The 24,216-nt window shown below is 50.0% G+C and carries 26 protein-coding genes and 1 pseudogene; 4 read left to right on the top strand and 23 right to left on the bottom strand.

Translation table 11 applies throughout. The features are described from left to right. Positions 1-79: 79 nt before the first annotated feature. From OGV77_RS19035 to OGV77_RS24760, 16 genes and pseudogenes are all read right to left on the bottom strand, one after another. Positions 80-787: an ArsR/SmtB family transcription factor gene (locus tag OGV77_RS19035; protein WP_087050885.1), complete on the bottom strand. Its 708-nt coding sequence runs from the start codon at positions 785-787 to the stop codon at positions 80-82. Between the two features lie 69 nt (positions 788-856). Continuing rightward, positions 857-1,612, bottom strand: a complete 756-nt coding sequence (locus OGV77_RS19030) for a sulfite exporter TauE/SafE family protein (protein ID WP_043015853.1) — start codon at positions 1,610-1,612, stop codon at positions 857-859. A gap of 86 nt (positions 1,613-1,698) precedes the next feature. Continuing rightward, the gene (locus OGV77_RS19025; protein WP_043015852.1) at positions 1,699-2,187 is read right to left on the bottom strand and encodes a hypothetical protein; all 489 of its coding nucleotides are present in this window, start codon (positions 2,185-2,187) and stop codon (positions 1,699-1,701) included. A 24-nt stretch (positions 2,188-2,211) separates the two neighbouring features. Beyond that, entirely contained in the window at positions 2,212-2,697 is a 486-nt protein-coding gene (locus OGV77_RS19020; protein ID WP_141110900.1) for a TlpA family protein disulfide reductase, read from the bottom strand. Next, the gene (locus tag OGV77_RS19015) at positions 2,684-3,379 is read right to left on the bottom strand and encodes an ABC transporter ATP-binding protein (protein ID WP_043015850.1); all 696 of its coding nucleotides are present in this window, start codon (positions 3,377-3,379) and stop codon (positions 2,684-2,686) included. The genes OGV77_RS19020 and OGV77_RS19015 overlap by 14 nt, the downstream gene beginning before the upstream one ends. Positions 3,380-3,383: 4 nt before the next feature. Then, positions 3,384-4,514, bottom strand: coding sequence for an ABC transporter permease (locus OGV77_RS19010; RefSeq protein WP_141110901.1), 1,131 nt, complete (start codon positions 4,512-4,514; stop codon positions 3,384-3,386). Then, positions 4,504-5,787, bottom strand: a complete 1,284-nt coding sequence (locus OGV77_RS19005; RefSeq protein ID WP_043015848.1) for an ABC transporter permease — start codon at positions 5,785-5,787, stop codon at positions 4,504-4,506. Before OGV77_RS19005 ends, OGV77_RS19010 begins: the two co-directional genes overlap by 11 nt. Before the next feature lie 2 nt (positions 5,788-5,789). Next, the gene (locus tag OGV77_RS19000; RefSeq protein ID WP_087050888.1) at positions 5,790-7,169 is read right to left on the bottom strand and encodes a Fe-S-containing protein; all 1,380 of its coding nucleotides are present in this window, start codon (positions 7,167-7,169) and stop codon (positions 5,790-5,792) included. Positions 7,170-7,370: 201 nt separating this feature from the next. After that, positions 7,371-7,898 (bottom strand): iron transporter, encoded by a 528-nt coding sequence (locus tag OGV77_RS18995; RefSeq protein WP_003035987.1) that lies wholly within the window; start codon positions 7,896-7,898, stop codon positions 7,371-7,373. A gap of 29 nt (positions 7,899-7,927) precedes the next feature. Continuing rightward, entirely contained in the window at positions 7,928-9,877 is a 1,950-nt protein-coding gene (locus tag OGV77_RS18990) for an FTR1 family iron permease (RefSeq protein ID WP_226791853.1), read from the bottom strand. Between the two features lie 274 nt (positions 9,878-10,151). Beyond that, positions 10,152-10,904 carry an NADH:ubiquinone reductase (Na(+)-transporting) subunit C gene (nqrC, locus tag OGV77_RS18985; protein WP_087050890.1) on the bottom strand — a complete coding sequence of 251 codons (753 nt, stop codon included), beginning with the start codon at positions 10,902-10,904 and terminating at the stop codon, positions 10,152-10,154. A 194-nt stretch (positions 10,905-11,098) separates the two neighbouring features. After that, positions 11,099-11,605 carry a protein disulfide oxidoreductase gene (locus tag OGV77_RS18980; RefSeq protein WP_087050891.1) on the bottom strand — a complete coding sequence of 169 codons (507 nt, stop codon included), beginning with the start codon at positions 11,603-11,605 and terminating at the stop codon, positions 11,099-11,101. Beyond that, positions 11,595-12,218 (bottom strand): DsbA family protein, encoded by a 624-nt coding sequence (locus tag OGV77_RS18975; protein ID WP_043015843.1) that lies wholly within the window; start codon positions 12,216-12,218, stop codon positions 11,595-11,597. The genes OGV77_RS18980 and OGV77_RS18975 overlap by 11 nt, the downstream gene beginning before the upstream one ends. Next, positions 12,215-14,095 carry a cytochrome c biogenesis protein CcdA gene (locus OGV77_RS18970; protein WP_087050892.1) on the bottom strand — a complete coding sequence of 627 codons (1,881 nt, stop codon included), beginning with the start codon at positions 14,093-14,095 and terminating at the stop codon, positions 12,215-12,217. Before OGV77_RS18970 ends, OGV77_RS18975 begins: the two co-directional genes overlap by 4 nt. A gap of 48 nt (positions 14,096-14,143) precedes the next feature. Then, positions 14,144-14,506: a hypothetical protein gene (locus OGV77_RS18965; protein ID WP_043015841.1), complete on the bottom strand. Its 363-nt coding sequence runs from the start codon at positions 14,504-14,506 to the stop codon at positions 14,144-14,146. Between the two features lie 70 nt (positions 14,507-14,576). Beyond that, positions 14,577-14,681 (bottom strand): annotated as a pseudogene (locus OGV77_RS24760) (VOC family protein); the annotation flags it as partial. A gap of 375 nt (positions 14,682-15,056) precedes the next feature. On the opposite strand from OGV77_RS24760, the gene dsbA reads away from it, so the two are divergent. From dsbA to OGV77_RS18945, 4 genes are all read left to right on the top strand, one after another. After that, complete coding sequence (dsbA, locus tag OGV77_RS18960; protein WP_043017878.1) at positions 15,057-15,680, top strand: thiol:disulfide interchange protein DsbA; 624 nt, start codon at positions 15,057-15,059, stop codon at positions 15,678-15,680. Positions 15,681-15,884: 204 nt separating this feature from the next. Continuing rightward, a complete protein-coding gene (cbpA, locus tag OGV77_RS18955) occupies positions 15,885-16,805 on the top strand; it encodes a curved DNA-binding protein (protein ID WP_043015840.1) in 921 nt (306 codons plus the stop codon). After that, a complete protein-coding gene (gene cbpM, locus OGV77_RS18950) occupies positions 16,805-17,098 on the top strand; it encodes a chaperone modulator CbpM (RefSeq protein ID WP_087050893.1) in 294 nt (97 codons plus the stop codon). Before cbpA ends, cbpM begins: the two co-directional genes overlap by 1 nt. 121 nt (positions 17,099-17,219) lie before the next feature. Beyond that, a complete protein-coding gene (locus OGV77_RS18945; protein WP_043015838.1) occupies positions 17,220-17,906 on the top strand; it encodes a Crp/Fnr family transcriptional regulator in 687 nt (228 codons plus the stop codon). A gap of 47 nt (positions 17,907-17,953) precedes the next feature. Here OGV77_RS18945 and OGV77_RS18940 read toward each other — a convergent pair whose 3' ends face one another. From OGV77_RS18940 to OGV77_RS18910, 7 genes are all read right to left on the bottom strand, one after another. Then, positions 17,954-18,790, bottom strand: coding sequence for an outer membrane protein OmpK (locus OGV77_RS18940; protein ID WP_047412218.1), 837 nt, complete (start codon positions 18,788-18,790; stop codon positions 17,954-17,956). Positions 18,791-18,885: 95 nt separating this feature from the next. After that, a complete protein-coding gene (tsgA, locus tag OGV77_RS18935; RefSeq protein ID WP_043015836.1) occupies positions 18,886-20,040 on the bottom strand; it encodes an MFS transporter TsgA in 1,155 nt (384 codons plus the stop codon). 38 nt (positions 20,041-20,078) lie between these two features. Next, the gene (gene deoD, locus OGV77_RS18930; protein WP_087050894.1) at positions 20,079-20,786 is read right to left on the bottom strand and encodes a purine-nucleoside phosphorylase; all 708 of its coding nucleotides are present in this window, start codon (positions 20,784-20,786) and stop codon (positions 20,079-20,081) included. A 175-nt stretch (positions 20,787-20,961) separates the two neighbouring features. Then, positions 20,962-21,306 (bottom strand): YcgJ family protein, encoded by a 345-nt coding sequence (locus tag OGV77_RS18925; RefSeq protein WP_087050895.1) that lies wholly within the window; start codon positions 21,304-21,306, stop codon positions 20,962-20,964. A 6-nt stretch (positions 21,307-21,312) separates the two neighbouring features. Next, positions 21,313-22,122 (bottom strand): CatB-related O-acetyltransferase, encoded by an 810-nt coding sequence (locus OGV77_RS18920; RefSeq protein ID WP_087050896.1) that lies wholly within the window; start codon positions 22,120-22,122, stop codon positions 21,313-21,315. Between the two features lie 405 nt (positions 22,123-22,527). Next, positions 22,528-23,655 carry an MFS transporter gene (locus OGV77_RS18915; protein WP_286502964.1) on the bottom strand — a complete coding sequence of 376 codons (1,128 nt, stop codon included), beginning with the start codon at positions 23,653-23,655 and terminating at the stop codon, positions 22,528-22,530. Positions 23,656-23,796: 141 nt separating this feature from the next. Continuing rightward, the coding region (locus OGV77_RS18910) for an alpha/beta hydrolase (RefSeq protein WP_141110927.1) at positions 23,797-24,216 on the bottom strand (420 nt) is incomplete at its 5' end.

Raw genomic sequence — 24,216 nt, 5'->3', positions numbered from 1 at the left:
CCTCTTGTTGTTATCAATCACAACAGAGTGTGACAGAAATATGACATATTTCCGGGAACGCTTTCGCAAAACGAACCATCTACCGTGTCGCTTTAACACCGAACTCGCTTTCGAGTTTGCGAATGCCAAGCGGAGTGAAGGTGACGCGTCGGCTATTGAGTTCCGTTTTTATCCAACGCAGGTCAGTCATCCAGCGTAGCAGCGATGCGCCAAGCTCGCCGCCGGGATGGAAACGTCGTTCGCTCCAGTCCAGACAACCGCAAGTTAGCTTCCGCCGGGATGAACCCGTCGCCAGGACAATCCCCATCCGGGCCAGCTTTTCCTGCCCAAGCGGCGTTAGCGTTTCACCATCCGGCGTTAACCACTGACGGGAAACCAGCGTGTCGAACAGCCTCACCGCCACCTCCCCGGCGAGATGATCGTAGCAGGTTCGTGCATGCCGTAAGCCTGGCGGCGTCGTGATTTTGCGGGGCGTTGATGTCGCCCACGCCACCCCCATCAAACGCTCCAGCAGTTCAGCAATATCGGAACCTGCAAGGCGAAAATAACGATGCCTGCCCTGCGCAAGCGCCACAACAAAGCGTTGTTCGCACAGACGCGCCAGATGCGCGCTGGCAGTCGACGCTGATACATCCGCCACAGCGCTAAGTTCGGTTGCGGTCCAGGCGCGGCCATCCATCAAGGCGCACAGCATACGCGAGCGCGATTTATCGGCCATAGCGGCCGCAGTGAGCGCCATTCGCGACTCCAGAGCGCCCTCTTCTTCACTTAACATCTCTGATGCCATAGCGACCTCTTTGCCCCTGAATGTCTGAAGTAACAATGCCATGATAGCGCCCCAAAGTCACCGCACCGGTCACGCCGCTCGCAACATCATCTCCATACCCAACCCAACCAGACAAAACAGAAAACAGCGTTTAAACACAACAGGAGAAATAACCCGTCGCACACGGGTTCCTAACCACTGACCAATCAGCGCAGGAACAATGGCCAACGCCGATAAGCTTAGCGACTGTACGGGCAGCGCATTGTGCCACCACAAACCAAGCGCCAATGCCAGGGTCGAAAACGTAAAAGAGATCCCGAGCGCCTGTACCAGTTCATCTTTCTCAAACCCCAATGACTGGATCCAGGGTACGGCGGGCATTACAAACACGCCGGTTCCGCCAGTCAATAAGCCGGTCACAAATCCAATGACGAGGGAAAACGATTTTTCATGCTGCGGAGCCACCGCGATTTTCTTTCCAGCCAGCGTCCAGATAGCGTAAGCCACCAACGCCACGCCGAGCGCAAACTGGGTACGGGTGGTGTCGCCACCGGTAATCCACGCGCTGGCAAGCAGTGTCGCTACCACCACCGTCAACAGCATTGGCCATAGTCGTCTGAGTAATTGACGCGTATTTCCGCCACCGCCAAACTGAAAAAGATTGCTAATCAGTGAAGGCAACAGCAGCATGGCTGCCGCGGCAACCGGCGAAATAAGCGACCCCAGGATCCCCATAGCCACGGTGGGCAATCCCATACCCGTAACGCCTTTCACCATCCCGGCGAGGACAAACGTGGCGGTAATCATCATCACCAGAGCGGATTCATACGCGTATACATTGGCCATTCTTTATTTTCCCACAAAAAAAGATAAGCCAGGTTAAACGCTAATATGAATACTTGCTTCGTCGGGTAACGAAATATGCCATCCGATTAATCGGAGATAATCACTTCACTGCGAATATTACGTGCAGAATATAAAGTTCCGTCTGTCAGGTACAATTGATGAAAGCGTGTATTATCTGGAATGTTGTGCAGAAGGGAACGTTCAGTATCAATGAACTCCCGTTGTATCCGATAATGAACCGCATCGTCAGTTTCAAAGGAAACGTATTCCCGTTTGGTATACGGTTTACTTTTTAATTTCACATATACAATGTACTGCACCGTACTGAATGTCAGTCCGGTTTTTGCTGCAATCTCTTTCAGATTTAATGGTTCAGAAGACGTATAGAGAGTTTGTACTTGCTCAATACGTTTTTGATTGTAGGCGGATACCCGCAGGCTGAGTTTCAGTCGATACGCCATATTGCGCACAACCGTAATATTGGTGCGAAGCATCAGTGCAATCTGCTCCGTCGTAAGAACACCTGCATTTTCATGCAGGACGGCCAGACTTTCTTTATTCCACCGGAATGCCATATAGCGTTTCTCTCTGTATCGCGTTCATCGGGCGGCCATGCGCGCAAACGTCGCATCTAACTCAGATGATTTCCGCATCCCCTGGTGTAATTCCAGCACGCGACCTTCCCTGTCAATCAACACAGAGGTTGGCGTACCGATGACCTGATAGCGCTCCTGGGAAATCTTAAGCTGATCGCGAAGTACCGGGTAAGAAACCTGATGTTTCGCCAGTAAGCCATCTATTTTAACCGTCGCCGGATCGGTATTCACTGCCACCACCACAACCTTATCACCCCACTTTTTACTTAGCGCTTCCAGCGCGTCCAATTCGGCAAGACAGCCACCGCAACTCGCCGACCAAAAGTTTAGATAAACAGCCTTTCCACGCCAGCGTTCAAGCCCGGCCTCTCCGCCCTGCAAGTCGAATGTTGCCAGCGCCGGGGCTTGCTGTCCAACCGCCAACTTCTCTTCCTTACATCCACTAATCAGAACCAAAGTGGCGAGAGTTAATATGTTAATCCAGCGCATTTTGATTAGCCTCCTCACCCAAATATTTGCCATGTTGCAGACGGATAATACGATCGGCAAACAACCCAAGCGCCGGGTTATGTGTCACCATCACAATCGTACGCCCCTGACGATGCAGATCTGTGAGTAGATCGAGCACCCGCTGTTCATTCTCTTCATCAAGGTTACCCGTGGGTTCATCGGCAAAAATTACCGGCGGTTCATTGACCAGAGCCCGGGCAATGCACACCCGTTGCTGTTCCCCTCCGGAAAGTTGACTCGGCAGGTGCGTTACCCGGTGTCCAAGCCCCACCTGTTCCAGAACCTTTCTGGCAGCAGCTTCATCCACAACGCTGTGGTAGTGCTGTGCCAACATGATATTCTCCAGCGCGGTTAAAAACGGGATCAGATGAAACTGCTGGAACACCAGCCCTATTTTTTCTGCGCGAAAACGGCGGCGCCCCTCTTCATCCAGTGCGGCAGCATCTATCCCATCTAAAAATACCTGACCTTCTGTTGCAGTATCCAGGCAAGTCAGAATATTCATCAGTGTCGTTTTCCCTGAACCTGAGGCGCCCATAATAGCGACAAACTCGCCCTGCACTATTTGCAGGTTGATATTATCTAAGGCGGTAACATCGCCGAACCGTTTATATAAATGGCGGGTTTCTATTGCCATTGACGGGGTCTGCATAACGGACATGGCGTTACTCTCCTTTCAACACTTTTGCGGGTTCGACGCTGACCGCACGACGGACCGGGACAATCGCCGCCAGAATGGCGACCAGTAAAGATAATGTCAGGGTGACCGGCAGCACTGGCCAGCGTAGTGAAATAGCGGCATTAAATACGGTCAGCCCAAGCAATTGGGCTAACACGTACCCTAATAACCACCCACAAACCACTGCTGCCAGCGCGATAATGCAGGTTTCCAGAAGGATTTGCCGGACAATATCGCCGTTGCTGGCTCCCAACGCTTTTTGCAGCGCAAACTCCCGGGCTCGCTCACCAACAATGGCCATCAACGTGGTATTCACACACAAAGATGACAGTGCAAGGATCACGACCGAAACCAGCCCCATTAAGCCTTTTATCTTATCCAGCACCTGTCCTTCTGAAGCAGAGACTTTCCGGATTGGGCGTATTTCCAGGTCCGGGTATTGAACCTGTAAACGGCTGGCAAAGTTTTCCACCTGGCCGACATCATTACTGACACTCATGAGTCCATGGCTGATTTTATCGGGCTGATGCAGCCACGCCTGCGCCACATCAAGACTCACAATCAACATGTTATCTGTCGCATCACCGGCTTCAACAATGCCTTTAATCTGTAAGTTTTTACGCTGATTGTGATCCACCAGAATAATGCTATCGCCCGGCTGGACATTAAGGCGCTCTGCCAGTTTGACGCCTATCATCGCATTGCGATCGTCGAAACTGACGCCAATCCAACTCCCTTGAACCTGCCAGTACGGCACCAGCTTTTGTAAGGATTCAAACCACACGCCGACAATCACCACCTTTTCCAGCTCGGTGCGCGCCATACCGTATAGCCATGGGCTGGCTCCATGAACCAGGCCTTGTGGCGCCTGATCTAAAATGGTCTGCAGCTCTTGCTGCGGCATACTGGAGCCATGGCTTGGCCCGATATAGAAATTTGCGCCAAAAGTTCGTAATTCCTCACTCATTTTGGTATTGATGTCGAACCACACCGCTGACAGCGCGGTCACAATGGTCGCCCCCACCATCAATGCGGCAAATACCACGCTAACCCGCTGAAAGCGCAGACGCAGCGCCCGCCATACCAGTAACCAGAGCATTGTCCGTTTAGCGGCCATACAGCACCTCCACAGGATACAGGCGGGCAATACGCCGAGCCGGGAACCAGGTGCCAATCAGGGCAATCAGGACCGCAATCACCAGTACACATGGCACCACAATCCAGGCAAAATTCAGTGGTGCAGCAAATAGCATCAAGCCAATCGCTTTCGCCATTCCCCAACCAGCTATACATCCCAATGCTCCCCCGGCCAGTCCACTGGAAGCGGCTTCAAGATAGAACAGCAGCATGATTTGCCATTGATGCGCGCCAAGCGCCTTCATCAGGCCGATCTCTTTAGCGCGTTCCATAATGGTGCTGGTCATCAGGGACGCAATTCCCATCGCCGAAGCCGCCAGTGCTGCGACGGTCACGACCGCCATCAGCAACTGAATTTTATCGATAACGACCCCTTCGGATGCAGCAACCTGCCACACTGGACGGACTTCTGCACCAGAAATAGCCTCCTCCAGTTGATGTGCAATGGACGAGACATAGGCCGTGCAGTACCAAAGGTCGTATTCTTCAGCATTCAATGCGTCAAGATTTTCACGCGCCCGGCGCGACAGCTCATTTTCCGGTACCGTCAGCGCCGAGACACGAATAGCCTGCACTTTACCGGGTAAACCAAGCAGCGCTTGCGCCGTGCGCAACGGCATAACCAGTTGGTTATCCTCATCCCCGCCGCTAGAGAGGATTCCGCTGACGGTCACGTTCAACGCTGTTTTACTGGTACGAATTACCAGTTGATCGCCTGGCTTCCAGCCCGTTTGTCGTGCCAACGCATGGCCAACCAATGTTTGAGGGACATCACCAACAGGCTCCTGTGGCCATTGGCCAGTAACCTGCCAGAACGGGCTTACCGTTTTCTGCCCCGTTTCAAACCCTTCTTCATCTGGAATATCCACCGGCTGACTGAAGAAGGTGCCAAGAATACGTATTTTTTTGCCGTCGATGTCGATATCACCGCCGAGCATAGGAGCAAAGCCGACAATGTTGTTACGCCAGAAAATATCCTTGATGTTTGGTAGTTCCACTTCATCCAGGAAATCCTGTTCTGAGAGTGGATTACTGTTTTCACTGAAAAGCGCAGGCAGTGCCGCCTGCCCGGCTGGTTCAATCAAAATATTGGCACCATAAGACTTCAGCTCTCTGGACATTTTATCGCCAATATCAATCGACACCGCCAGCAGTGCGGAGATCAGGCTGGAAGCAAGAAAGACGGTTACAATAGCCAGCCCCTTGCGCCGGAGATTGCGCCCCCAGGATTGTCGTAACATTCGCCACAACATTGTTACTCCTCCCTCAATTCGGCAGGAACGAACTGTTCCGGTGTTTTACGGAAGCGGTCGTAATTTGCCTCAGATGAGAAGAACCAGGTTTTGCCGCCATAGCTGTATTTGTAGTCAGCAGAGGTATTTGTCAACGTGGAGCCGTCAACCGGGTCGGTCACCTTGATGGTCATTACCGTCGAGAAATAATTCACGCCAGCAGCCAGTTCTTTACCCGGGATCACCAGCTCTTTCTCATCATTACGCCAGTTTTCAATCGGCACCGGATTGCAACCACCAGGTTTACCAATCGAAGGAATGAAAATGTGTACCCCGCAGGCCACGCAAATAACCTGATTCCCTTCCATCACGTAGCCCTGATCGCCACACAGCAAACAGGCATCAAAAACCACACCCAAACGCAACTTGTCGGGATAACGGTTAATCACGAAAAAACGTACAGCTTTACCATCATCTGCTACCCAGACAAAGCGGTGCAATTTGCCATCACGGAGTTGTTCTATTGGCAGATGAACCATGCCATCACTGGCAAGTTGTACCGGAATTGCCTCTGACAATTGCGGAGGCTGAGAGGCGACTTTTTCCCACCAAAGCTGTCCGGCGATCACGACCCCCGCACACCCTAACGCCACCAGCCAAAGACGAAACGCATTTCGACGATGCGCCAACGCCAGTCGATGTGCTATCGGCTCATCGGCTTCACGCGTCTGTCGGATAGCGCGAAGCAACGCCGGTATCCAACACAGCGCCAGAACAAGTAACAGAGCGGCCCCCAACCAGTTATACATCGCCGCGTTGTTTGTCACTTTGGCCACGAAGCTCAATAGCGATTTCGCCAGCGGCAGTACCTGCAGTTTCATTAATAACAGCAACAGATTGCCGCTTAAGGGCAGCCAAATCATTACCATCAGAATCAGGGTTAACGGCCAGTAAAGTCCACGAATCCGACGCAATAGCATGGCGCAAAGCACTCCCGCCAGGCAGAGAATCGCAAATGCCAATAGCATTGCCGTCAAATTCAACAGCAGATCGGTATTGAGTACATGGGTGCTGGTTAATCCGCCGAGATTAGGATCCAGTGCCCAGTGTCGGGCAGCGCCAAACACCAGAATCCCCTGCCACAGGTAGCGAATGCGGTTTGATACCCACCAGAAGCTCAACACAAACAACAGCGTAATCATCACTTCTGTACCGACCAGCAGTAATTGCACTGGCTGCGAACCACGGAGGGTGAGCCCCACCAACACACCAACGATTAAGCCTGTGAGTAAGGTCCAGACAAGTGGGCGCAAAGAAGGGGGATCGTTGCGACTCCAGAGACCCCCGGAGAGCAACGCAACGCAGAAAAAAACCTGTAGTGTCGTGACAAAAAAATAACTCATAACATCGACTCTGTACGGCGGATTGAATGATGTAACTATCCAGATATATCGATAATTTAGAGCCTGCCCATCAGAGGGAATAGTTTGCAGTCAGGTGGGATGTGGGCAGCGCAAAACAAATCATAGGTACACCTCGTACATAGGATTGGGAGCACTGCCCGGCCCAACATGGCAAATAAAGCAGCCTGATGGAAAAAGCGCTTAGTTCAGGCCGACGTATTTAAATTCATAGCTCACATCAAATGGTTTCCACCAGCGGCCAACGCCTGTTTCACTGTCTGTATGACGATGCATTCCCGCTTTTGACGGCGGCTCGATGTGGTAGGTCACTTTATAGTTACCCACCCCCATCATCTTGATGTTAGCGCCGTAATGAGGGCCATCGCTGGCGACCATCGGCATGAAAGTACCTTCTTGTTTTTCACCTGTATCACTGTTAATTAAGGTGTAACTGATGGTCAGATAAGGGATCCACTCGCCTGCGCCAAAACCATTTTTACTGCCTTCTACTGCATGAATATCCGCCTCAAGGTGAATATCGGCTTTTGCTGCCGGTAACCCCATGCCGCGCGGTTCCATATCGATTGGCTGCAGATACACAGCGGCCAGTTCCATCTCATTCATGGTGACAGGCTCGCCCGCCGGATACTCCTTAAAGGCAAACGCGGCCGGAGCAGTGAAAATACCCGCCATCACTGCACTGGCAATCAGGGTTTTCTTCATGGTCATCAGACATATCCTCTCGTCTTAAATAACAGCTATAGATTATTTTTTATCGTTTCCCCTGGAACAGAGCTTTTCCGCCGCATCACCCACAGCGCCACCAGCGCCGCAAGCAGTAATACAATCTGCGGTAATAACGTTTCCACGTAGGGATAAATTCCCAACCAGCTGATTTCAGGCATGCCGTTAATCAACGTTGGCTGGAACAGTTTGCCTTCCACCAGTTCCAGAACCCCTTTGCCCGCAAATACAAAAGCCATCAGGTACATAAAACTGCCGGTAAACATAAAGAATGGCTTCAACGGCAGACGTACGACCGAGTAGCGCATGAGGAGCCAGGCGGCCAGCAGGACAACACAGCCGATAACAAAACCTGCTGCAATCGCCATATGGCCAGAAATATCATTCGCGTCCCCGACCAGGGCATAGTAAAACAGCACCGTCTCCGCCCCTTCACGGTAAACAGCCAGGAAGCTTGTCAGCCAGAGTCCAACCAGTGAACCGCGGGAAAGTGAGTGAGACAGCTTTCCTTCCAGCCAGGCTTTCCAATGGCGTGCCTCGACTTTTGACAGTAACCAGTAGCTCATAAAGAACAGCATAACGACGGCAATCAGCATCGTTACGCCTTCCAGCAATTCACGACTGGCACCGGAATTAGTGAACAGGAGCTGGAATATCGCAGCGGTAATGACGCTTGCGATTAGTGCGACAACCACCGACTGGCGAATCAGCGGCAACTTATCCTGGTGATTGTTTTTCACCATATAAGCTACGATGGCCGCCACGATAAGCAGTGCCTCCAGACCTTCGCGGACAATGATCATCAGGCTATAGAGCAGCAGACTCCACTGGGTCTCTTCTCCTTCCCCCAACATCGCCACCGCTTTTTGTAAGTCCTGCTCCAGCGCGCTGGCTTCGGCGTTGAGTCTTTCCACTGGCTGACCAGCTTTCATCAGACTAACCAGACGCGTAAAGTAAGCCTCCAGCGAGGTCTTAAACGCCAAATCGCGAGAACCAATCTTGTTTTCCATACCGCTGGCTTCAAAGCGGTCAAAATAACTATCTTGAACATCCAGAATGGCATTCTTCGCATCGCCCTGCTGATAGCGGGCAATCGCGTCCTGAATACTTTGATGGATACCTAAAGACACGGCAGTCCAGTCTGCGCGAGCTTTGTCATCCTCAGCCACTGGAGCACTTCCCGTATTTTGTTCCGCTGTAACCTGCTGTTCGTCACGGGTAGTGGGCAGACCTGGCAGAAGATCCTCAATATCCTGTAACAAAGTAGTGACCTGATATGAAACATCATTCAGGCGATCCGGCTGCGCGGTGAGCGCAATCAGCGCAGAAAATTGCTGATTGATCGCAGCTGCGTCTTTTGCCGATCGATTCTGTCTGACCGACATTTCCATCTCTGAGTTTTTGAAACCCTGATAGTGAGCTTGCTGGACGTTCTGGCTGGCTACGCTTAAATTCCCAGCCTGATAGTTATTTACCGCCTGGGCCAGCAAATCGTCGATAATGCGAAAACTCTCTTGCCAGTGTACGGCGATATCCGTTCTGGAAAACGCATTGTGCTGCTCTTCGGCAACCAGACGATGCCCGCCATCTAACACGGGTTCAACTTCACGCAACGAAGCTTTAAGCCAGTCAATTTTGGCCTGCACGTCTGAGAAAGATTTTTTTTCGCCAATCATGCGTCGGATCTCACCAAAAGCGCTTTCCATCTCATAACTTTTGCTGGCGGAAATGTTGATTCGAATAGGACCTTCAAGGTTTTCAAATACCTCAAAGTAGGCCATTTGCACCGTGCGTCGCGCCTCATCTGTTTGCTGTTGAGAGTAAAGTTCTGCCGTTTTATCAAGACGTTGCTCAATATCCTCAATAAACGGCGCATAGTTTGTAGCAGCCCATACGTGAAGGCTTACAAACAAGCTACAGAAAGTGGTCAGCAGGAAAAAACTGAACTTACGCACGGCACGCATCCCGTAAAATACAAATGATAATTATTATCATTACCGATTTTTGATTGTGCTGTACATGACCTGGATCATAAAAATGTCAACAGGTGACAAGTTATGTAAATTTATTTCATGAAAATGTGATGAATACAGAATTGAGACAGTCTGGATTTATTGATGCAGACGTTAAGACAGGAGTATTTATAGACTCTAAGGAATAGAACTCGCCCAATACTCGCTGACGCAAATGAAGTCGACAGCGAGCATGAGGACAAATATTATTTAATACAAAAAATAATTAGGGCGCTATTATATCAGGATCACGAGTAATCCGTTGCAGAAAACGGCCATAGCCCTGCTCACCTGTCCAGTAGTTGATACTGTTCTCTACCCCCATCGATGTCAGAGTTGCACCAGAAATACCATCTACCGTATATTCATCGATATTTCCCGATTTTTCCTGAGTTATTCTCAGCACTGGCTTCCCGTTATTATCAACCACTTTTTTACCCGGCCACTGCTTACGCCAGCTCTCATCTTCCACTCTGGCACCCAAAAATGGAGTTTCCCGCTGTTGGTAGTAATACAGGTTTTTAACCGTACGTCCGTCTGGGTCAAGGACCAGAAAGGCATGCATCATCGACTTCGCGCCCTTACCGAAAATGGGTAGTATAATTTGTTGAATTTTATTGTTTTTATTCTTGACCAGATAAACATCTGCAATTGCACAGCGCTGATAAATCTTCGCGGGATCATGTTCCGGAGCGAGCTTTTTACATTCCTGCGTCACGGCATCGTCTGCCACCCATTCACCAGAATCCAGATTTACCTTACGCGACAAAATATAACGTTGAAATAAATTTTTTATTGTTTTTTCATCCTGCACGTCTGATTTCAGCAGACCCGCGGCATGCAGAATAGCAGCATGTTTCTCTTCACTGGTTGGTTCAGTTAGTTCCCCCTGATACATCATAAAAAAGGCAATAGCAGCAATAAAAATAAGGACACAAAACACCATCATTGATGCAACAATAATTTTACCCTTGCCCATTATTCTATAATCCCTGTAAGAAATAAGATATTTAAAACACCATCAGATATGCCATTACCTTTGTAGATTTGCAACTACAGAAAAAATCAAAAATATATAGCCATTAGTATATGGTTTAGGGATTTAATATCAGAACAACCTGTTTTTATTACCTTTTTATCGTAAGAAAATGCCGGGTTCCCCCGGCATAAATATCAGAACGTTGTTGCCCACCACAGCCGAAGTTTCATGCCCCAGTAGCTGGTCCAGCCGCTGGTTGTTGATACCACCCGGCCCTGGGACATCACCACCAACGTGGGCGTAACGCTGATCGCCCAACTACGGGAGATTGCCCCGTTAGCATCATTGATGACCGGAAAGTCCACGCCTTTACGCGACAGCCAGTGCGAGACTTCCGCTTCACTCCCGGAGCGTAGCGCAATGGTCATCACGTTTTGCCCTTCCGAGCGCAGCCTGGCGACTTCCGGCGTCGTGAAGCGGCATACGCCGCACCAGCTTGCCCAGAAATAAAGCAGCACCGGCTCGTCTTTGCTGAGTGCTGCCAGCGTGACGGTTTCACCATCCAGCGTTTGTAAAGGCGTGCTGTCAAAAGAGGCAGGTAGCTGCGGCGCGCGCCAGGCATCCATCAGCAGCATCACCCCCGCTAACAGCGCCAGTAAGATCAGTCCTTCGCGCAGCCAGCGGCGCAATTTACTGAGCATTGGCCGCCGCCAGTTTTTCTTTTACCACTTCCTCAAGGGTTTCCCACGGCACCGCACCAGGAATAAGTTCATCACCAATAATCGTTGCGGGGGTTCCCTGCACTCCCACCAGTCTCGCCAGTTGCAGGTTAGTGCTCAGCGTTTCAGCACTTTGGGCGTCCAGCGTAACCGGACTGGCCCCCGATTTTTCCTGCGCCTGTTTAATACTGACGTCGGTATGATACCCCTTCTTCTGCATCAGTTTTTCATGTAGCGCCAGAAACTGCTGCGGATGCTGATGCCAGGTGGTCAGCACGGTCCGCGCCGCCAGTTCCGAACTTTCCCCTTTAAACGGCAGCGGTTTAATCACCACCGCCACATCGGGATATTTCTGCACTATTTTTTCCAGCATGGGATCTAACTGTTTACAGTATGGACAGTTGTAATCAGTGAAGTTTATCAGGGTCAGTTTCGCCTGCCTGGCGCCAATCCGCGGGCTATTGGGATCGTTAAACAGGGCTTCCTGAATTAATGCTTCAATTTGCTTTTCCTGTTCCGGGGTAAACGGTGCAGGCTCTTTCGCTACGCTGACGGCTGAAAACAGGGTTAACAGCAGAACAATCATCATCTTCATGGGGTGACTCCTTTGGCATCGTTCAACATTTGCAGTACCGCATCGCGGGTTAACAACGTGGGCAACGCCTGACCTTCCGGCAGACCGGGGCCATAAATTTGGTTATACGGCACAGCAACCTGGCCGCGTTTTTTCAGAAATTCGGTGATAGCTTCAGATGGCAGCGTCCAGTCGCCGCGTAACGCCACCACGTCCGGCTGTTGCAAAGCGGCCTGGACGTCATCTTTATGCAATACGTTGTATTTATTTACTTTACAGGTGATGCACCAGTCAGCAGTGACGTCAATGAATACACGCTTATGTTGCGCCAGCGCATCCTCAATCGCCTGCTCGCTGAGCGGTTGCCAGTTCACGCTTTCTTTCGCGCTACCTTGTCCACCAAGCCCTATATGTGGGAGCAGCAACGTCGCAAGCCAGATAGCCGACCCCAGCATCATCATGCCGAGAAGACGCCGCAAAATATTCATCCAGCGTCCTGGACGCGGCAAACGCAGCGCCAGACCGGGACGCAGAGCCACCAGCAGCCACGGCAAGCTCATCCCCAGCCCAAGGGCGAAAAATAGCCCCCACAATGTCGGCAGCGAAGCGGTCAATGCCACCGCCACCGCCGTGCCCAGAAACGGGGCGCTGCACGGCGTAGCAAGCAAAGTCGCAAATGCGCCTTGCCAGAAATGTCCCGACAAACCATTGCCGCCGTGAGTCGCCAGCGTGGTGGTCATCGCCGACGGCAGACGGAATTCGAACCACCCGAACAAGCTGGCGCTGAACGTCAGCATCACCAACACCATGACGCCAATAAACCACGGATTCTGAAACTGAATCCCCCAGCCAAGTGCCTGATTAGTTAAACGCAGCACCGTCATCAATAGCGCCAGGGCCATAAACGAGACCAGAATTCCGGCTACCGATGCGAGGAACTGACGGCGGATCTGGTGACGTTTTTTTTCCTCGACCAGCAAAATAGAGCCCAGCTTCATACCCAGAACCGGTAACACACAGGGCATCAGATTGAGGATTAAGCCGCCCAACAGCGCCATTAGCACCACCTGCCACAACGGGAGCGAGGCGTTTTCAATAACCGGGGCTTCGCCAATCACAAGACGACTTTCCTGGGCAACGCCGTTATCTGCCAGCACCAGCGTGACCGACTTCCCGCGTAAATCCGGCGCGCCTTCCCCCCAACCATCATGAACAGGTACCGTGGCGCGTAACGTCTCTCCTGCAACGTGAATTTGCGGCATGCCAAAATCCGCATCATTAACGGCGTCCAGATATAGCCCTGGTGCATTCCAGCCTCCCGCGCGGTGAGCCTCGACGACCAACTCTCCGGCCCTCGCTCCGGCGTGCAGAGTATCGGTCAGACCGCTGGCAAGCGGGATCTGCCCCATCGCCTGAGCATAGTCATGCGCAAAAGTCGGATCCTGAGCTGTGGGCGTCACGGAAAAAGGAAAATCCGTCAACAGGCAAACGTTGCTACAGGTGGATAGCGTCAAAACGCCACTAAGCGTGGCCGGCGATCTACCGCGCACAACCATCGGGAACGTCACCTTATCGTGATAACCCTGGGTAGAGATATTGGCGACCTCAAAGCGCGCAGGGGTTGGCCAAAACCAGTCGACCGTTGGCATTTCGTCTTTCCAGGCGATAGCAGGCGCGACGCCGCCCTCGCCCGGCGAACGCCAGTAGGTTTTCCAGCCGTCCTCCAGTTTGACATCCAGTAACAGACGCGTTTCACCGCCTGTGGACGTATCTGCGCGTAGCCGCACGCTGGCGTGATCGTTATCGGGTGAACGTAGCCAGCCGGGTTGAACCGCCCAGGATACGGGCAGCCATAGCAATAACAGACAGAGCAGCGCCTGTCTGAAAACAGTCATCATAGTTTTTCTCCGTGAATAATTATTTAACAGTCAGCAACGGCTGTTCTGTCATTCACGGAAGACGCAAAATCGCAGATGTACCCTGAGAGTGGGCGGCGAGATGGCTCGCGGAGGGAAAAAAGGCAAACGAAACGCCCGCACTGGCGCCAACAGCGACAGCAGCAGACACAGAACCAGAATAGCGCCTTCAAACAGTACAGGAGGCGCGGCCAGTAATGACTTTGCGCTCAGTTCACAAGGGGTAACGGGTGAAGTCTCGTCGGTCTGCGCTTGTGCGCTGACAACAACGCTTGTGGCAACGGTGTCCATTTGCAACGCGTGCAGGCCCGCCATGCGTTGTGCGGTACAAACCATCACCACAACACATGCCAGACAGAGGAACCACCATCCCATCCGTTGACGTTTCGCCATTACACCCTCGCTAATTGATGCGAGTTATCTTAACCACTCGCCGGGTTTTGGCAACCTTTCCGCTGTAAAGTTATGTCCTGCTATCTGCTGGGTATACCGCGATTTTAATCAGATTGAGGTCGGGCTCCCTGACATAAACCGAGCGAATGGGTCCCGTCGCACCGTTTTGTCTGACAGTTGCCCTATTCGTTCACGCGCGACAAGAGAAAGAAAATTGTAGAGGACGTTGGCAGAACATAGCGCATCGTCTTGCAGCTCACCTTTATAAACGAAATGAGAATTAATCATATTTTTATGTTTGGTTATTACAATATAACATTGCCGAAATAAACGAGGAAATATCACGGAAGTTATCATTCGCTATTTACGAAGAGTGCCAAAAGATATTTCCGTGACACTACATAAATAACGTCCCAACACGTATTACTGCGTAAATGAAAGTAAGTGTCAGCGCATTTTAATGGGATTATCGTATTATAGACTGACGCAGTGCATGGCGTATTCATTAGCAGTTAATTTGTTTATTAAATGTTATTTAGAGTATATGGAAATGAAAAAATATTTATTACCCCTGATTGGGTTACTTTTTACAGTTAGCGCTCAGGCAGCATCATTTACCGACGGCAAAGAGTATATCTCGCTGGAAAAACCCGTCGTTTCAGCCCCGGCGGCGCTGAAGTTTTTCTCATTCTATTGCCCTTCCTGTTATCAGTACGATGAAGTTTTTGAAATCACTGATAACGTAAAAAAAGTCTTGCCTGCTGATGTCAAACTCACGGAATACCACGTCGACTTTTTAGGCCCTCTGGGGCAGGACATGACGCACGCCTGGTCCGTCGCCATGCTGTTGAACGTACAAGATAAAGTTAAACCGATGCTTTTTGATGCTGTTCAGAAAAAACAAACCATTAAAACAGCGGACGATATTCGTAATGTATTTATCAGCGCAGGCGTCAGCGCCAGTGATTATGATGCCGCATGGAATAGTTTTGCTGTGAAATCATTGACTGCCAAACAGCAAGAAATGGCTAAAGCGGTAGATTTAACCGGCGTACCCGCCATTTTTATCAACGGTAAATATATGATCAATCCGAAAGGACTGAAATCTGATGATCTTAACGCGTTCGTGCAAAACTATGCTGATACGGTCCGCTTCCTGATAACCAAATCCTGATGTTCAGCTAATCTCACTATTCGCACCACACAACAGACGCCATAACGTCAAAAGCGCTGTTGGTGGTGCGCAACCGCATCGTTTATAGCAATATCCCTCCTTCACGGTTGGCATTCGCCGTTATCAGGATTACCCTAAACTAAGCGGTGATACCAGTTGTCACGGTTCACCTTCTGCAAGTGTTGATTTACACGAGAGAACGCTATGGAATTAAAGGATTATTACGCCATTATGGGCGTGAAACCGACAGACGATCTCAAGACAATCAAGACCGCCTATCGTCGACTCGCCCGTAAATACCATCCTGATGTCAGTAAAGAGACTGACGCGGAGGCCCGGTTTAAAGAGGTTGCTGAAGCCTGGGAAGTACTGAGTGATGAGCAGCGACGCGCCGAGTACGACCAGCTGTGGCAGCACCGCAACGATCCACAGTTCAGTCGTCAATTCCAGCAAGGAGAGAATCAAAGCTACAGCGCCGAAGATTTCGACGATATCTTCTCTTCCATTTTTGGTCAGCGTGCGCACCAGTCGCGCCAGCGCCCTGCCAGCCGCGGGCACGACATCGAAATTGAAGTTGCCGTATTCCTCGAAGAAACGCTTACTGAGCATAGCCGAACGATCAGTTACAACCTGCCGGTCTACAATGCATTCGGCATGGTTGAACGTGAAATTCCCAAAACACTGAATGTGAAAATTCCGGCTGGCGTCGGTAACGGTCAGCGTATCCGTCTGAAAGGCCAGGGCACCCCCGGCGAAAACGGTGGGCCGAACGGTGATTTGTGGCTGGTGATTCATATTGCGCCGCATCCACTGTTCGATATCGTTAATCAGGATCTGGAAGTGGTCGTTCCCCTGGCACCATGGGAAGCCGCGTTAGGGGCGAAAGTCACCGTTCCGACGCTAAAAGAGAGCATCCTGCTGACCATTCCCGCGGGAAGCCAGGCCGGACAGCGACTACGCATTAAGGGCAAGGGTCTGGTAAGTAAAAAACATACCGGCGATTTGTATGCGGTGATCAAAATAGTCATGCCGCCGAAACCTGACGATGCCAGCGCCGCCCTGTGGCAACAGCTGGCGGATGCACATAAGACCTTTGATCCGCGCAAAGAGTGGGGGAAAGCATAATGGCTAACGTCACCGTCACCTTTACCATTACCGAATTTTGTCTGTACACCGGTGTATCAGAAGAGGAGCTCCATGAGATTGTCGGCTTAGGGGTAATTGAGCCTCATGAAGACAAGACGTTTGACGACCATGCGCTGACCGTAATGCGTCGCGCGGTGCGCCTGCGTCAGGAGCTGGAACTTGACTGGCCGGGAATTGCCGTTGCGCTAACGTTGCTGGATGAGAATGCACATTTACGACAGGAAAACCGCCTGCTGCGCCAGCGGCTGTCTCGCTTTATCAGCCATCCTTAGTGTGACAGGGCCAGCAGCGTGCTGGTCCTTTTATTATCTCCAACCCGCTCTTAATGACATTGCTCAGCAGATGGCATACAGTCAGCGATAGGAATTTTCTCAAACAATAAGACGTTGAGCCATGCAGCTTAAGCCCCTCACTAAAGGTCGTTTTCACAATATCTGGCAACAGGATGATGCCTTAATTGAGAAGATATTTCAGGAGCTACTCTCTGAAACGCAGATTATCCAGGAAGATGAGTATCTATACCGTCAGGGACAGGTAGTCGATCGACTGATTATGGTGCAATCAGGGCGAATTTCTCTACGGTATAGCGCGGAGAATGGTCGCCGTTTTCAGTTGGGCGCAATGGAATGTGATGAGCAATTGTTTGGTGAAATGGAGTTTTTTACCGGGTATCGCTGCCAGCTTGACATCGTAGCTGAAGAACCGCTTACCGTGGCGGTGTGCACCTGTGATCGTCTGGAAGAAGCGCTGAACCAGCATCCCAGGCTGGCGATATTTTTCGCCAGCGCAATGGCCGTTGATTATCAGGATATGCTAGAAATCTTCCTGCACCGGATGCTCTACCCTATCGTTCATAACGTGGCGTATGACCTGTATCGCCAGCATCAGAACAAGCAGCCAATGGATGGTTTTGATAAAAAATACCAGGAAGCTGAGCGATTCGGCACCACTGACCGGGTTTATCGGCGGGCAGTTAAAGCGCTGACGGATGCCGGGCTGGTAACGCGTACGAAGCAAGGACTGGAAATTAAGGATCTGGATGGGCTGCGTAAATTTCTCGGCAACGACATCATTGACTGACACACCAACTCTCGCAAACAGAGCATTGGTGTGTCATTTCGGTGCAATCAGAACTTGTAGGTGAGGTTGAAATAGTGGCCTAGCCCGGTGGTACGCCCTGCTCCGCCGTGGTTTTCCATCAGTGCCATGTTGCGGAAGTACTTCAAGCCATAACCTACCGCATAATGCTCTGAATGCCAGTAGATGCCGTTATACCATTCAATCGCGTTATTGCTGTATAACGGTTGATTAGCAATCTTATTAGCGGCGAACTGGTAGTCAAAGTAACCCTGATAGTTCAAGTAACTGCCGTTGGAAAAGGTATAGAACGGCGTCGACCAGTTGGTCGAGAACATGTAGCCATCCCACTTGCCTTCGTTATCCGCACCGTAGTTTTCACGAACATAGTGCGCATAGATGTTCATTCCCACCAGACCAAACCACGGCACCTTAACATCCGTGCCCAGACCGACGTAATGCTCAAATAATTCCCGGTCACCAATGTTATTTACCGTTGCGATATAGAATTCATTAAACGGACCAACGGATAAATCTTTATTAAAAATGGCGTCCAGGGAAAAACGCGGAGATATCTTGGCAAAAAAGTTATCACCACCATGACGATCGTCCTGCTCGCGATCCAAAATATCAAAGAAATCCACATAACCGTACAGATCGATAATTCCGGAACGCGCGCCAAACTCCAGTTCCAGATAGGTGTCATTACGAATGCCATAAGGCACTTTCGCATCCACACTTTGCATTAAGTTCATCTGCATCCAGTTAAAATCATTTTTGCGGATGTTGCCATCGGTATAATCAGCCGCAAGCGCTTGCGTACAGCACATCGCAATTACCGCACCCAGAACTGTTTTTTTCATCATTGATTTATTTTTCTTCAGCATTTTCAATTCCTTTGAGCAAGGTTGAGTGTCGCCCCACCAAATAAATGGCGTGACGACTGGCTATCTAATTAAAAAGGTAAGCGTTATTACTGTGTTTAATTACGTTTAAGTTTCAATGTACCCATCAACATGATAAAGATGATTAAATACAACACCGGTATTGCGTACATAATTTTCTGTAATCCCATAGTTTTTTCCATTAGCGCACTGATCGCCGGACTAAACATCGCCCCGGCACTGCCGCTAATTAAAATATAAGATACGTTCTGGCTACTCGCGCGCTTCACGAAAGAAACACCGTAGGCAATAAAGGAGTTATACAATGCTGCGCAGACAAATCCGTAACTGTAAGCCAGATAATCAAGCCCGGAGATTTTTTCCTTCGTGACAATAATGGTTGTAATTACGCAAGCCAGCAGAATAATACTTAGCAGGAAATAATGTATTTTCACTCGGGAAACAATAACGGTTGAGACTAACGCGCCGACCAGCGCAGCCCCCCAATATTGCGTAATAATATTTCCTGCTTCTTCAAAGGGAATACCAAATTTGTTCTTCACAAACAATGGTGCCCAGGTCAGGAAGGTATACAGCGCCAGCATGCCTAAAAACAGACCTATACCGCCGCTGATAATCCCTGGGTTCCACTCCGATTTCGCCACGTCCGCGCTATCCGCTGCAGGAGCCGTTTCACAGGCGGAAAAACGGGTGAGAGCCACAACGCCCAGCGTGAGTAGAGCCACCATACCTACGCTCAGATAGCTATAACTCCACGACATATTGTGCGTCAGGGCGAAGGTAGTGATCAGCGGAAAAACTACGCCCGCAACGTTAAAGGTGGCATCCTGCACCACCAGCATCGTACTTTGAATGCGATCCTGCCAAACTGATACCACGATCGTTCCCGCTACGCACAGACCAATCCCGCCGCAGAAACCCACCAGGGTCATGGCGACCATCACCGGCCATAATCCTGGGCTTAAGTGCATTGCCAGAGCGCAGAGGAACACTATCGAATAGATAATGAACGTCATACGCTTAACACCGATTTTCTCAATCAAGAAAAAGGCGGCGACGGTTCCGGCTAATGCTCCACCGTTAAGCAACGAAAATATCGAAGCAACGGTATTCACATCGGCACTGTAGCGTAGTGCAATCGGTTCAATCAGCATGCCAAACTGACTGGCAAACCCCGCCATAATAAAATTTGCCAGAAAACTAATCAGCGTAAGTGCTATTTTATTCTTCATATAATGCCATCTCTGATTGGTTCATCTAAATGCTGATGCTAAGCCGTAACAGCTGTATTTAGCGCCAGCTCTATCATATTTTTAAACGTTAACTGCCGTTCTTCTGCCGTCGTTTCTTCTCCTGTCAGGCAATGATCGGATACGGTTAATATAGCCAACGCTTCAATATTAAACTGATGCGCTAAAGCGTATAACCCTGCCACTTCCATATCCACACCCAGCACACCAAACTTTTCCAGTGCCGGTATTAAATTTTCGTCAGGATCGTAATAAAGATCACCACTGAAGACATTGCCGACTTTAATATCGATGCCAGCCTTCTGTGCCAATGTCCACGCCTGCTGCAATAATGGAAAATGAGCAGATGCCGCCATTGCGTAGCCCGCGCTACGTTTTAAATTCGTGACAGAATCGGTTCCAGCGGCGACGGCAAGAATAATATCTCGCATTTTGACATGATGTTGTGTTGCCCCCAGGCTACCAACACGAATAATTCTCTGCACACCAAAATCATGTACCAGCTCATGGGCATAAAGCGTCATTGAAGGAATGCCCATTCCGTGTCCCATCACCGAAACAGGTTGCCCAAAATATAAACCGGTATAGCCCAGCATATTGCGTACATTGGTGACTTCGCGGTAATCAATAAGATAATTTTCGGCAATAAACTTAGCACGGAGCGGATCGCCCGGCATAATTACGGTTGGCGCAAAATCACCCGCTTTGGCATTAATATGTGCAGTCATAACAATTCCTGAATTATGGGTATTGAAGATATGCAGGGATTGTAACCAGACGTTTGCAGAGGATTGAGGACAAAAGTCCTGCTCAGAGGATCGGCCTCTCAATTTTGAGAGTTAGTGGTGCAGGTAAGAGGAAAACGGCATCCCCGCCGCGCAGACAGGGAAAACGCCGGGGCTGTCAGAAGTTATCCTTCTGCCCGAACAACAGTACGGTGTAACGCGTATTCACTTTGCCGCTACACTTACCATCTGGTGCGAAATAGCGATCGTTCCGATACTGGCGCTCGGTGGTGTCGCCAAACGAGTCGCCACGAAAGGTAAAGGCAGTGGAGTCAAACTCTCCGGCAGCAGCCTGCCTGCCCCCTTGCCTCTTCCCAGGATACTTTGTGGTTAACGCCAGCGACAGTCCGTGCTCGTCGGCACAGAAAGTTTTGTCGCATAACACACCCGGTGCCGGGCTGCCTGGTCCGATCGTTGCTGCGTATGCTGTCAATGGTAAGACGCTCAACGCCAACAATCGCATAGTAAACTAAAGAGTTGTGAATGTTTCGGTAAGATTGAATTTTTTATATATCTTTTGTTGAATACTACCATTTGATATCAACTTATTCATTTCAGTGACGAAATTTATGATATCGTCGCATTTGCTGTTATCAGGCAAATCGGTGTAATTATAGTTCCACCATTTTATTTTTAACAACTCTTCGATAATACCTGACTCAAATCTGTATTTGATAATTTTTGCTGGAACCCCTGCGACAATAGCATATGGAGGCACATCTTTAGTAACCACAGAATTTGCAGCAACAACAGCGCCATCGCCAATTGAAATCCCCCCCTTTAAAACAACATCATTACCAATCCAGACATCATTGCCAATCGTTAAATCCTTAGGTTTTGTGATAAATGGTTTCAACGTCCAGTTTTGTCCAAACTCGCTGGCAGCATATTTATCAAACTCGCCATTATAAGTAAGCATATGAGTAGTAAAACGATTCATTGGATGGTTCCCACCCATGATTTTTACATTTGATGCAATGCTACAAAATCTGCCGATTCGTACATTACCCGGCAATTGACAGGTTGGAAATGAAAATGCGCCTACGCTGGAAAAACTTTTTACTGGCATTGTTGAATATTGCTCAACAATAACATCAGCTTCAATTCTAATTTTGTCACCTTTAGATAATAGTAGCAAATTCCTTTCTTTATAAACTTTCTTCCCCCTGTGATTTAAAAAGATATTGTTATCCATGCAAAACTCATAATGTTTTCTGGTCCATCTAAAAACAAAAGTATCATTTGCATCTTCTGAAAAATTATAGAGTCTGGCTTTCATATTGTCATTATCTGCTTTTACTTAAGAATGTAAGATTAGATTAAAGATACTCTAAACCCTAACCTTAATCAACTATAACAACATGAAATAGTTAACATTATAAATTCGCTTGCAAGGATATTTTATTGTTAGCACATAGTTGTTAATATATGTTCTGTAGTATTTTATTTAGAATTTTAATATAGACATGCACTGAAAAGTCGCTTTCAGAAGAAAATGTAAGAGGTTTCCAATAAGAGCCAGATGTATGATATATGAGAATTCTGCGAGTTATATTTTTAAATAGCGCAGGGAAAGCGTTATGCCGCAAAAAAAGCGCCCATATTTTCAGAGCCTTGAAGGCGTATGATCCGTCTGCGGCGATATCGCACTTTCCACGTTTCTGGAGCGCGGACCTTCACCGGACTAAAGCACACCGGCCTTCTGGCGTGCGGTGAAAAAGGTCAGTATCCCGGCGCAAAAGAGCAGTACGCTGCTCATGGCAAACGCGCTCTGCCAGCCGAGGTGGTCAAACACGATGCCTCCTGCCGTTGACCCAAGGGCGATTGAGAGCTGAATCACCGCGCCCATTAGCCCGCCTCCGGCTTCCGCGTTGTCGGGCAGCGTACGCGCAATCCATGCCCACCACCCGGTTGGCGCGGCGGTTGCCAGCATGCCCCAGAGGCCTAACAGCAGAGAAACCGTCCAGACGTGATGCCCGGTAAGCATCAGACTGATGGCAATAACGGCCATCAGTCCGGGTATGGTCATCAGCGTGGGATAGAATTTTCGGTTAAGAAACGTCGAGACAGCCAGCGTGCCAATAAAACCGGCCACGCCGATAACCAGTAAAATCAACGACAAACCTGAAGAGTCAACCCGCGTCACCGACTCCAGGAACGGGCGTACATAGGTAAATAACGCAAACTGGCCCATAAAGAACAGGCCACAAGCCAGCATGCCAACCGCAACTCTGCGGCGACTAAGTAAATGGAATACAGCGCCACGTGGCGTGCGGATTTTATGAGCATCCATACTGGGCAGGCTGACGCACTGCCAGATAAAGGCGACAACCGCGATGGGGACCAGGCACAAGAAAGCGCCTCGCCATCCGACCGTGGCCCCAAGATAGCTTCCCAGCGGAGCTGCCACAACCGTCGCCAGCGCATTACCGCCGTTGAAAATCGCCAGCGCACGCGTGACCTGATGCTGCGGCACCAGACGAATCGCCGTTGCCGCAGACATCGACCAGAATCCGCCAATGGCCACACCAATCATCGCACGACCGACCATATACACCAGATAACTGGAAGCCAGCGCAATAATAAGCCCCGACACAGCCATCAGAATCGTCATCCCCAGCAGCAGGGACTTACGATTCGCATTTCCGGCAAGCGTCGAAAGCGTCAGGCTGGTCAGGACCGCCAGCGCGCCGGAGATGGCAATCCCCTGCCCTGCCAGCCCCTCCGTCACGCCTAAATCGCGGGCAATCGGCGTGAGCAGGCTGACGGGCATAAATTCAGAAGCAATCAGCACAAACACGCACAGGGTCATGGCAAAAATACCGCCCCAGTATGCGCGCTGATGATGAGATGATGGTGTTTGGTTTAGCGTCGACATAGTGAAATTTCACGAAGATCAGGATAAAAGCCACCCGCCAGAGGCCGGTGGCTTTGCATCAATTCAGGAGAGGGTTTATTTCAGTTTGGTCTGGAAAAATTGTTCGAACTTCGCGAAAGGTATTTTTCCGGCCACGTTATCGTAGAGGTCCACATGATTTGCCCCTGGCACCACTACCAGTTCTTTGTCTTTACTGCCAATCGCCTTGAAAGCATCTTCAGCAAAATAGCGTGAATGCGCTTTCTCACCGGTCACAATAAGCGTTGGGATGGTGATTTCACTGGCGTAGCTCAGCAGCGGCATATTCATAAACGACAGTGGCATCGTTGCCGTCCACGCCCCGGTCGAGTTAACGGAACGCTCGTGGAAGCCGCGCGGCATGCGATAGTAATCGAAGAACTCTTTCAGTATCGGATGCGGATTTGCCGGCAGCGTTTCTGGCAGAACGCGCTCGCCCGCGCTGGCCTTGCCGTTGCTGTCGACGTTAATATCATG

It is taken from the genome of Citrobacter sp. Ce129 (assembly GCF_030334545.1).
GTDB classification, from domain to species: domain Bacteria; phylum Pseudomonadota; class Gammaproteobacteria; order Enterobacterales; family Enterobacteriaceae; genus Citrobacter; species Citrobacter europaeus.
This window is presented reverse-complemented; position numbering and strand designations above follow the sequence as displayed.

Bases quoted from the DNA above. Each gene is read 5' to 3' on its own strand.
- OGV77_RS18945 (WP_043015838.1), top strand. From the start codon at position 17,220: ATGCAGCTTAAGCCCCTCACTAAAGGTCGTTTTCACAATATCTGGCAA.
- OGV77_RS18990 (WP_226791853.1), bottom strand. From the start codon at position 9,877: ATGCGTGCCGTGCGTAAGTTCAGTTTTTTCCTGCTGACCACTTTCTGT.
- OGV77_RS19000 (WP_087050888.1), bottom strand. From the start codon at position 7,169: ATGAGTTATTTTTTTGTCACGACACTACAGGTTTTTTTCTGCGTTGCG.
- OGV77_RS19020 (WP_141110900.1), bottom strand. From the start codon at position 2,697: ATGCGCTGGATTAACATATTAACTCTCGCCACTTTGGTTCTGATTAGT.
- OGV77_RS19025 (WP_043015852.1), bottom strand. From the start codon at position 2,187: ATGGCATTCCGGTGGAATAAAGAAAGTCTGGCCGTCCTGCATGAAAAT.
- OGV77_RS19005 (WP_043015848.1), bottom strand. From the start codon at position 5,787: ATGTTGTGGCGAATGTTACGACAATCCTGGGGGCGCAATCTCCGGCGC.
- OGV77_RS18995 (WP_003035987.1), bottom strand. From the start codon at position 7,898: ATGACCATGAAGAAAACCCTGATTGCCAGTGCAGTGATGGCGGGTATT.
- OGV77_RS19015 (WP_043015850.1), bottom strand. From the start codon at position 3,379: ATGTCCGTTATGCAGACCCCGTCAATGGCAATAGAAACCCGCCATTTA.
- OGV77_RS18970 (WP_087050892.1), bottom strand. From the start codon at position 14,095: ATGATGACTGTTTTCAGACAGGCGCTGCTCTGTCTGTTATTGCTATGG.
- OGV77_RS19035 (WP_087050885.1), bottom strand. From the start codon at position 787: ATGGCATCAGAGATGTTAAGTGAAGAAGAGGGCGCTCTGGAGTCGCGA.
- cbpM (WP_087050893.1), top strand. From the start codon at position 16,805: ATGGCTAACGTCACCGTCACCTTTACCATTACCGAATTTTGTCTGTAC.
- OGV77_RS18980 (WP_087050891.1), bottom strand. From the start codon at position 11,605: ATGCTCAGTAAATTGCGCCGCTGGCTGCGCGAAGGACTGATCTTACTG.
- dsbA (WP_043017878.1), top strand. From the start codon at position 15,057: ATGAAAAAATATTTATTACCCCTGATTGGGTTACTTTTTACAGTTAGC.
- OGV77_RS18920 (WP_087050896.1), bottom strand. From the start codon at position 22,122: ATGAAAGCCAGACTCTATAATTTTTCAGAAGATGCAAATGATACTTTT.
- OGV77_RS18975 (WP_043015843.1), bottom strand. From the start codon at position 12,218: ATGAAGATGATGATTGTTCTGCTGTTAACCCTGTTTTCAGCCGTCAGC.
- OGV77_RS18965 (WP_043015841.1), bottom strand. From the start codon at position 14,506: ATGGCGAAACGTCAACGGATGGGATGGTGGTTCCTCTGTCTGGCATGT.
- OGV77_RS19030 (WP_043015853.1), bottom strand. From the start codon at position 1,612: ATGGCCAATGTATACGCGTATGAATCCGCTCTGGTGATGATGATTACC.
- OGV77_RS18940 (WP_047412218.1), bottom strand. From the start codon at position 18,790: ATGCTGAAGAAAAATAAATCAATGATGAAAAAAACAGTTCTGGGTGCG.
- OGV77_RS19010 (WP_141110901.1), bottom strand. From the start codon at position 4,514: ATGGCCGCTAAACGGACAATGCTCTGGTTACTGGTATGGCGGGCGCTG.
- cbpA (WP_043015840.1), top strand. From the start codon at position 15,885: ATGGAATTAAAGGATTATTACGCCATTATGGGCGTGAAACCGACAGAC.
- deoD (WP_087050894.1), bottom strand. From the start codon at position 20,786: ATGACTGCACATATTAATGCCAAAGCGGGTGATTTTGCGCCAACCGTA.
- nqrC (WP_087050890.1), bottom strand. From the start codon at position 10,904: ATGGGCAAGGGTAAAATTATTGTTGCATCAATGATGGTGTTTTGTGTC.
- OGV77_RS18915 (WP_286502964.1), bottom strand. From the start codon at position 23,655: ATGACCCTGTGCGTGTTTGTGCTGATTGCTTCTGAATTTATGCCCGTC.
- OGV77_RS18925 (WP_087050895.1), bottom strand. From the start codon at position 21,306: ATGCGATTGTTGGCGTTGAGCGTCTTACCATTGACAGCATACGCAGCA.
- tsgA (WP_043015836.1), bottom strand. From the start codon at position 20,040: ATGAAGAATAAAATAGCACTTACGCTGATTAGTTTTCTGGCAAATTTT.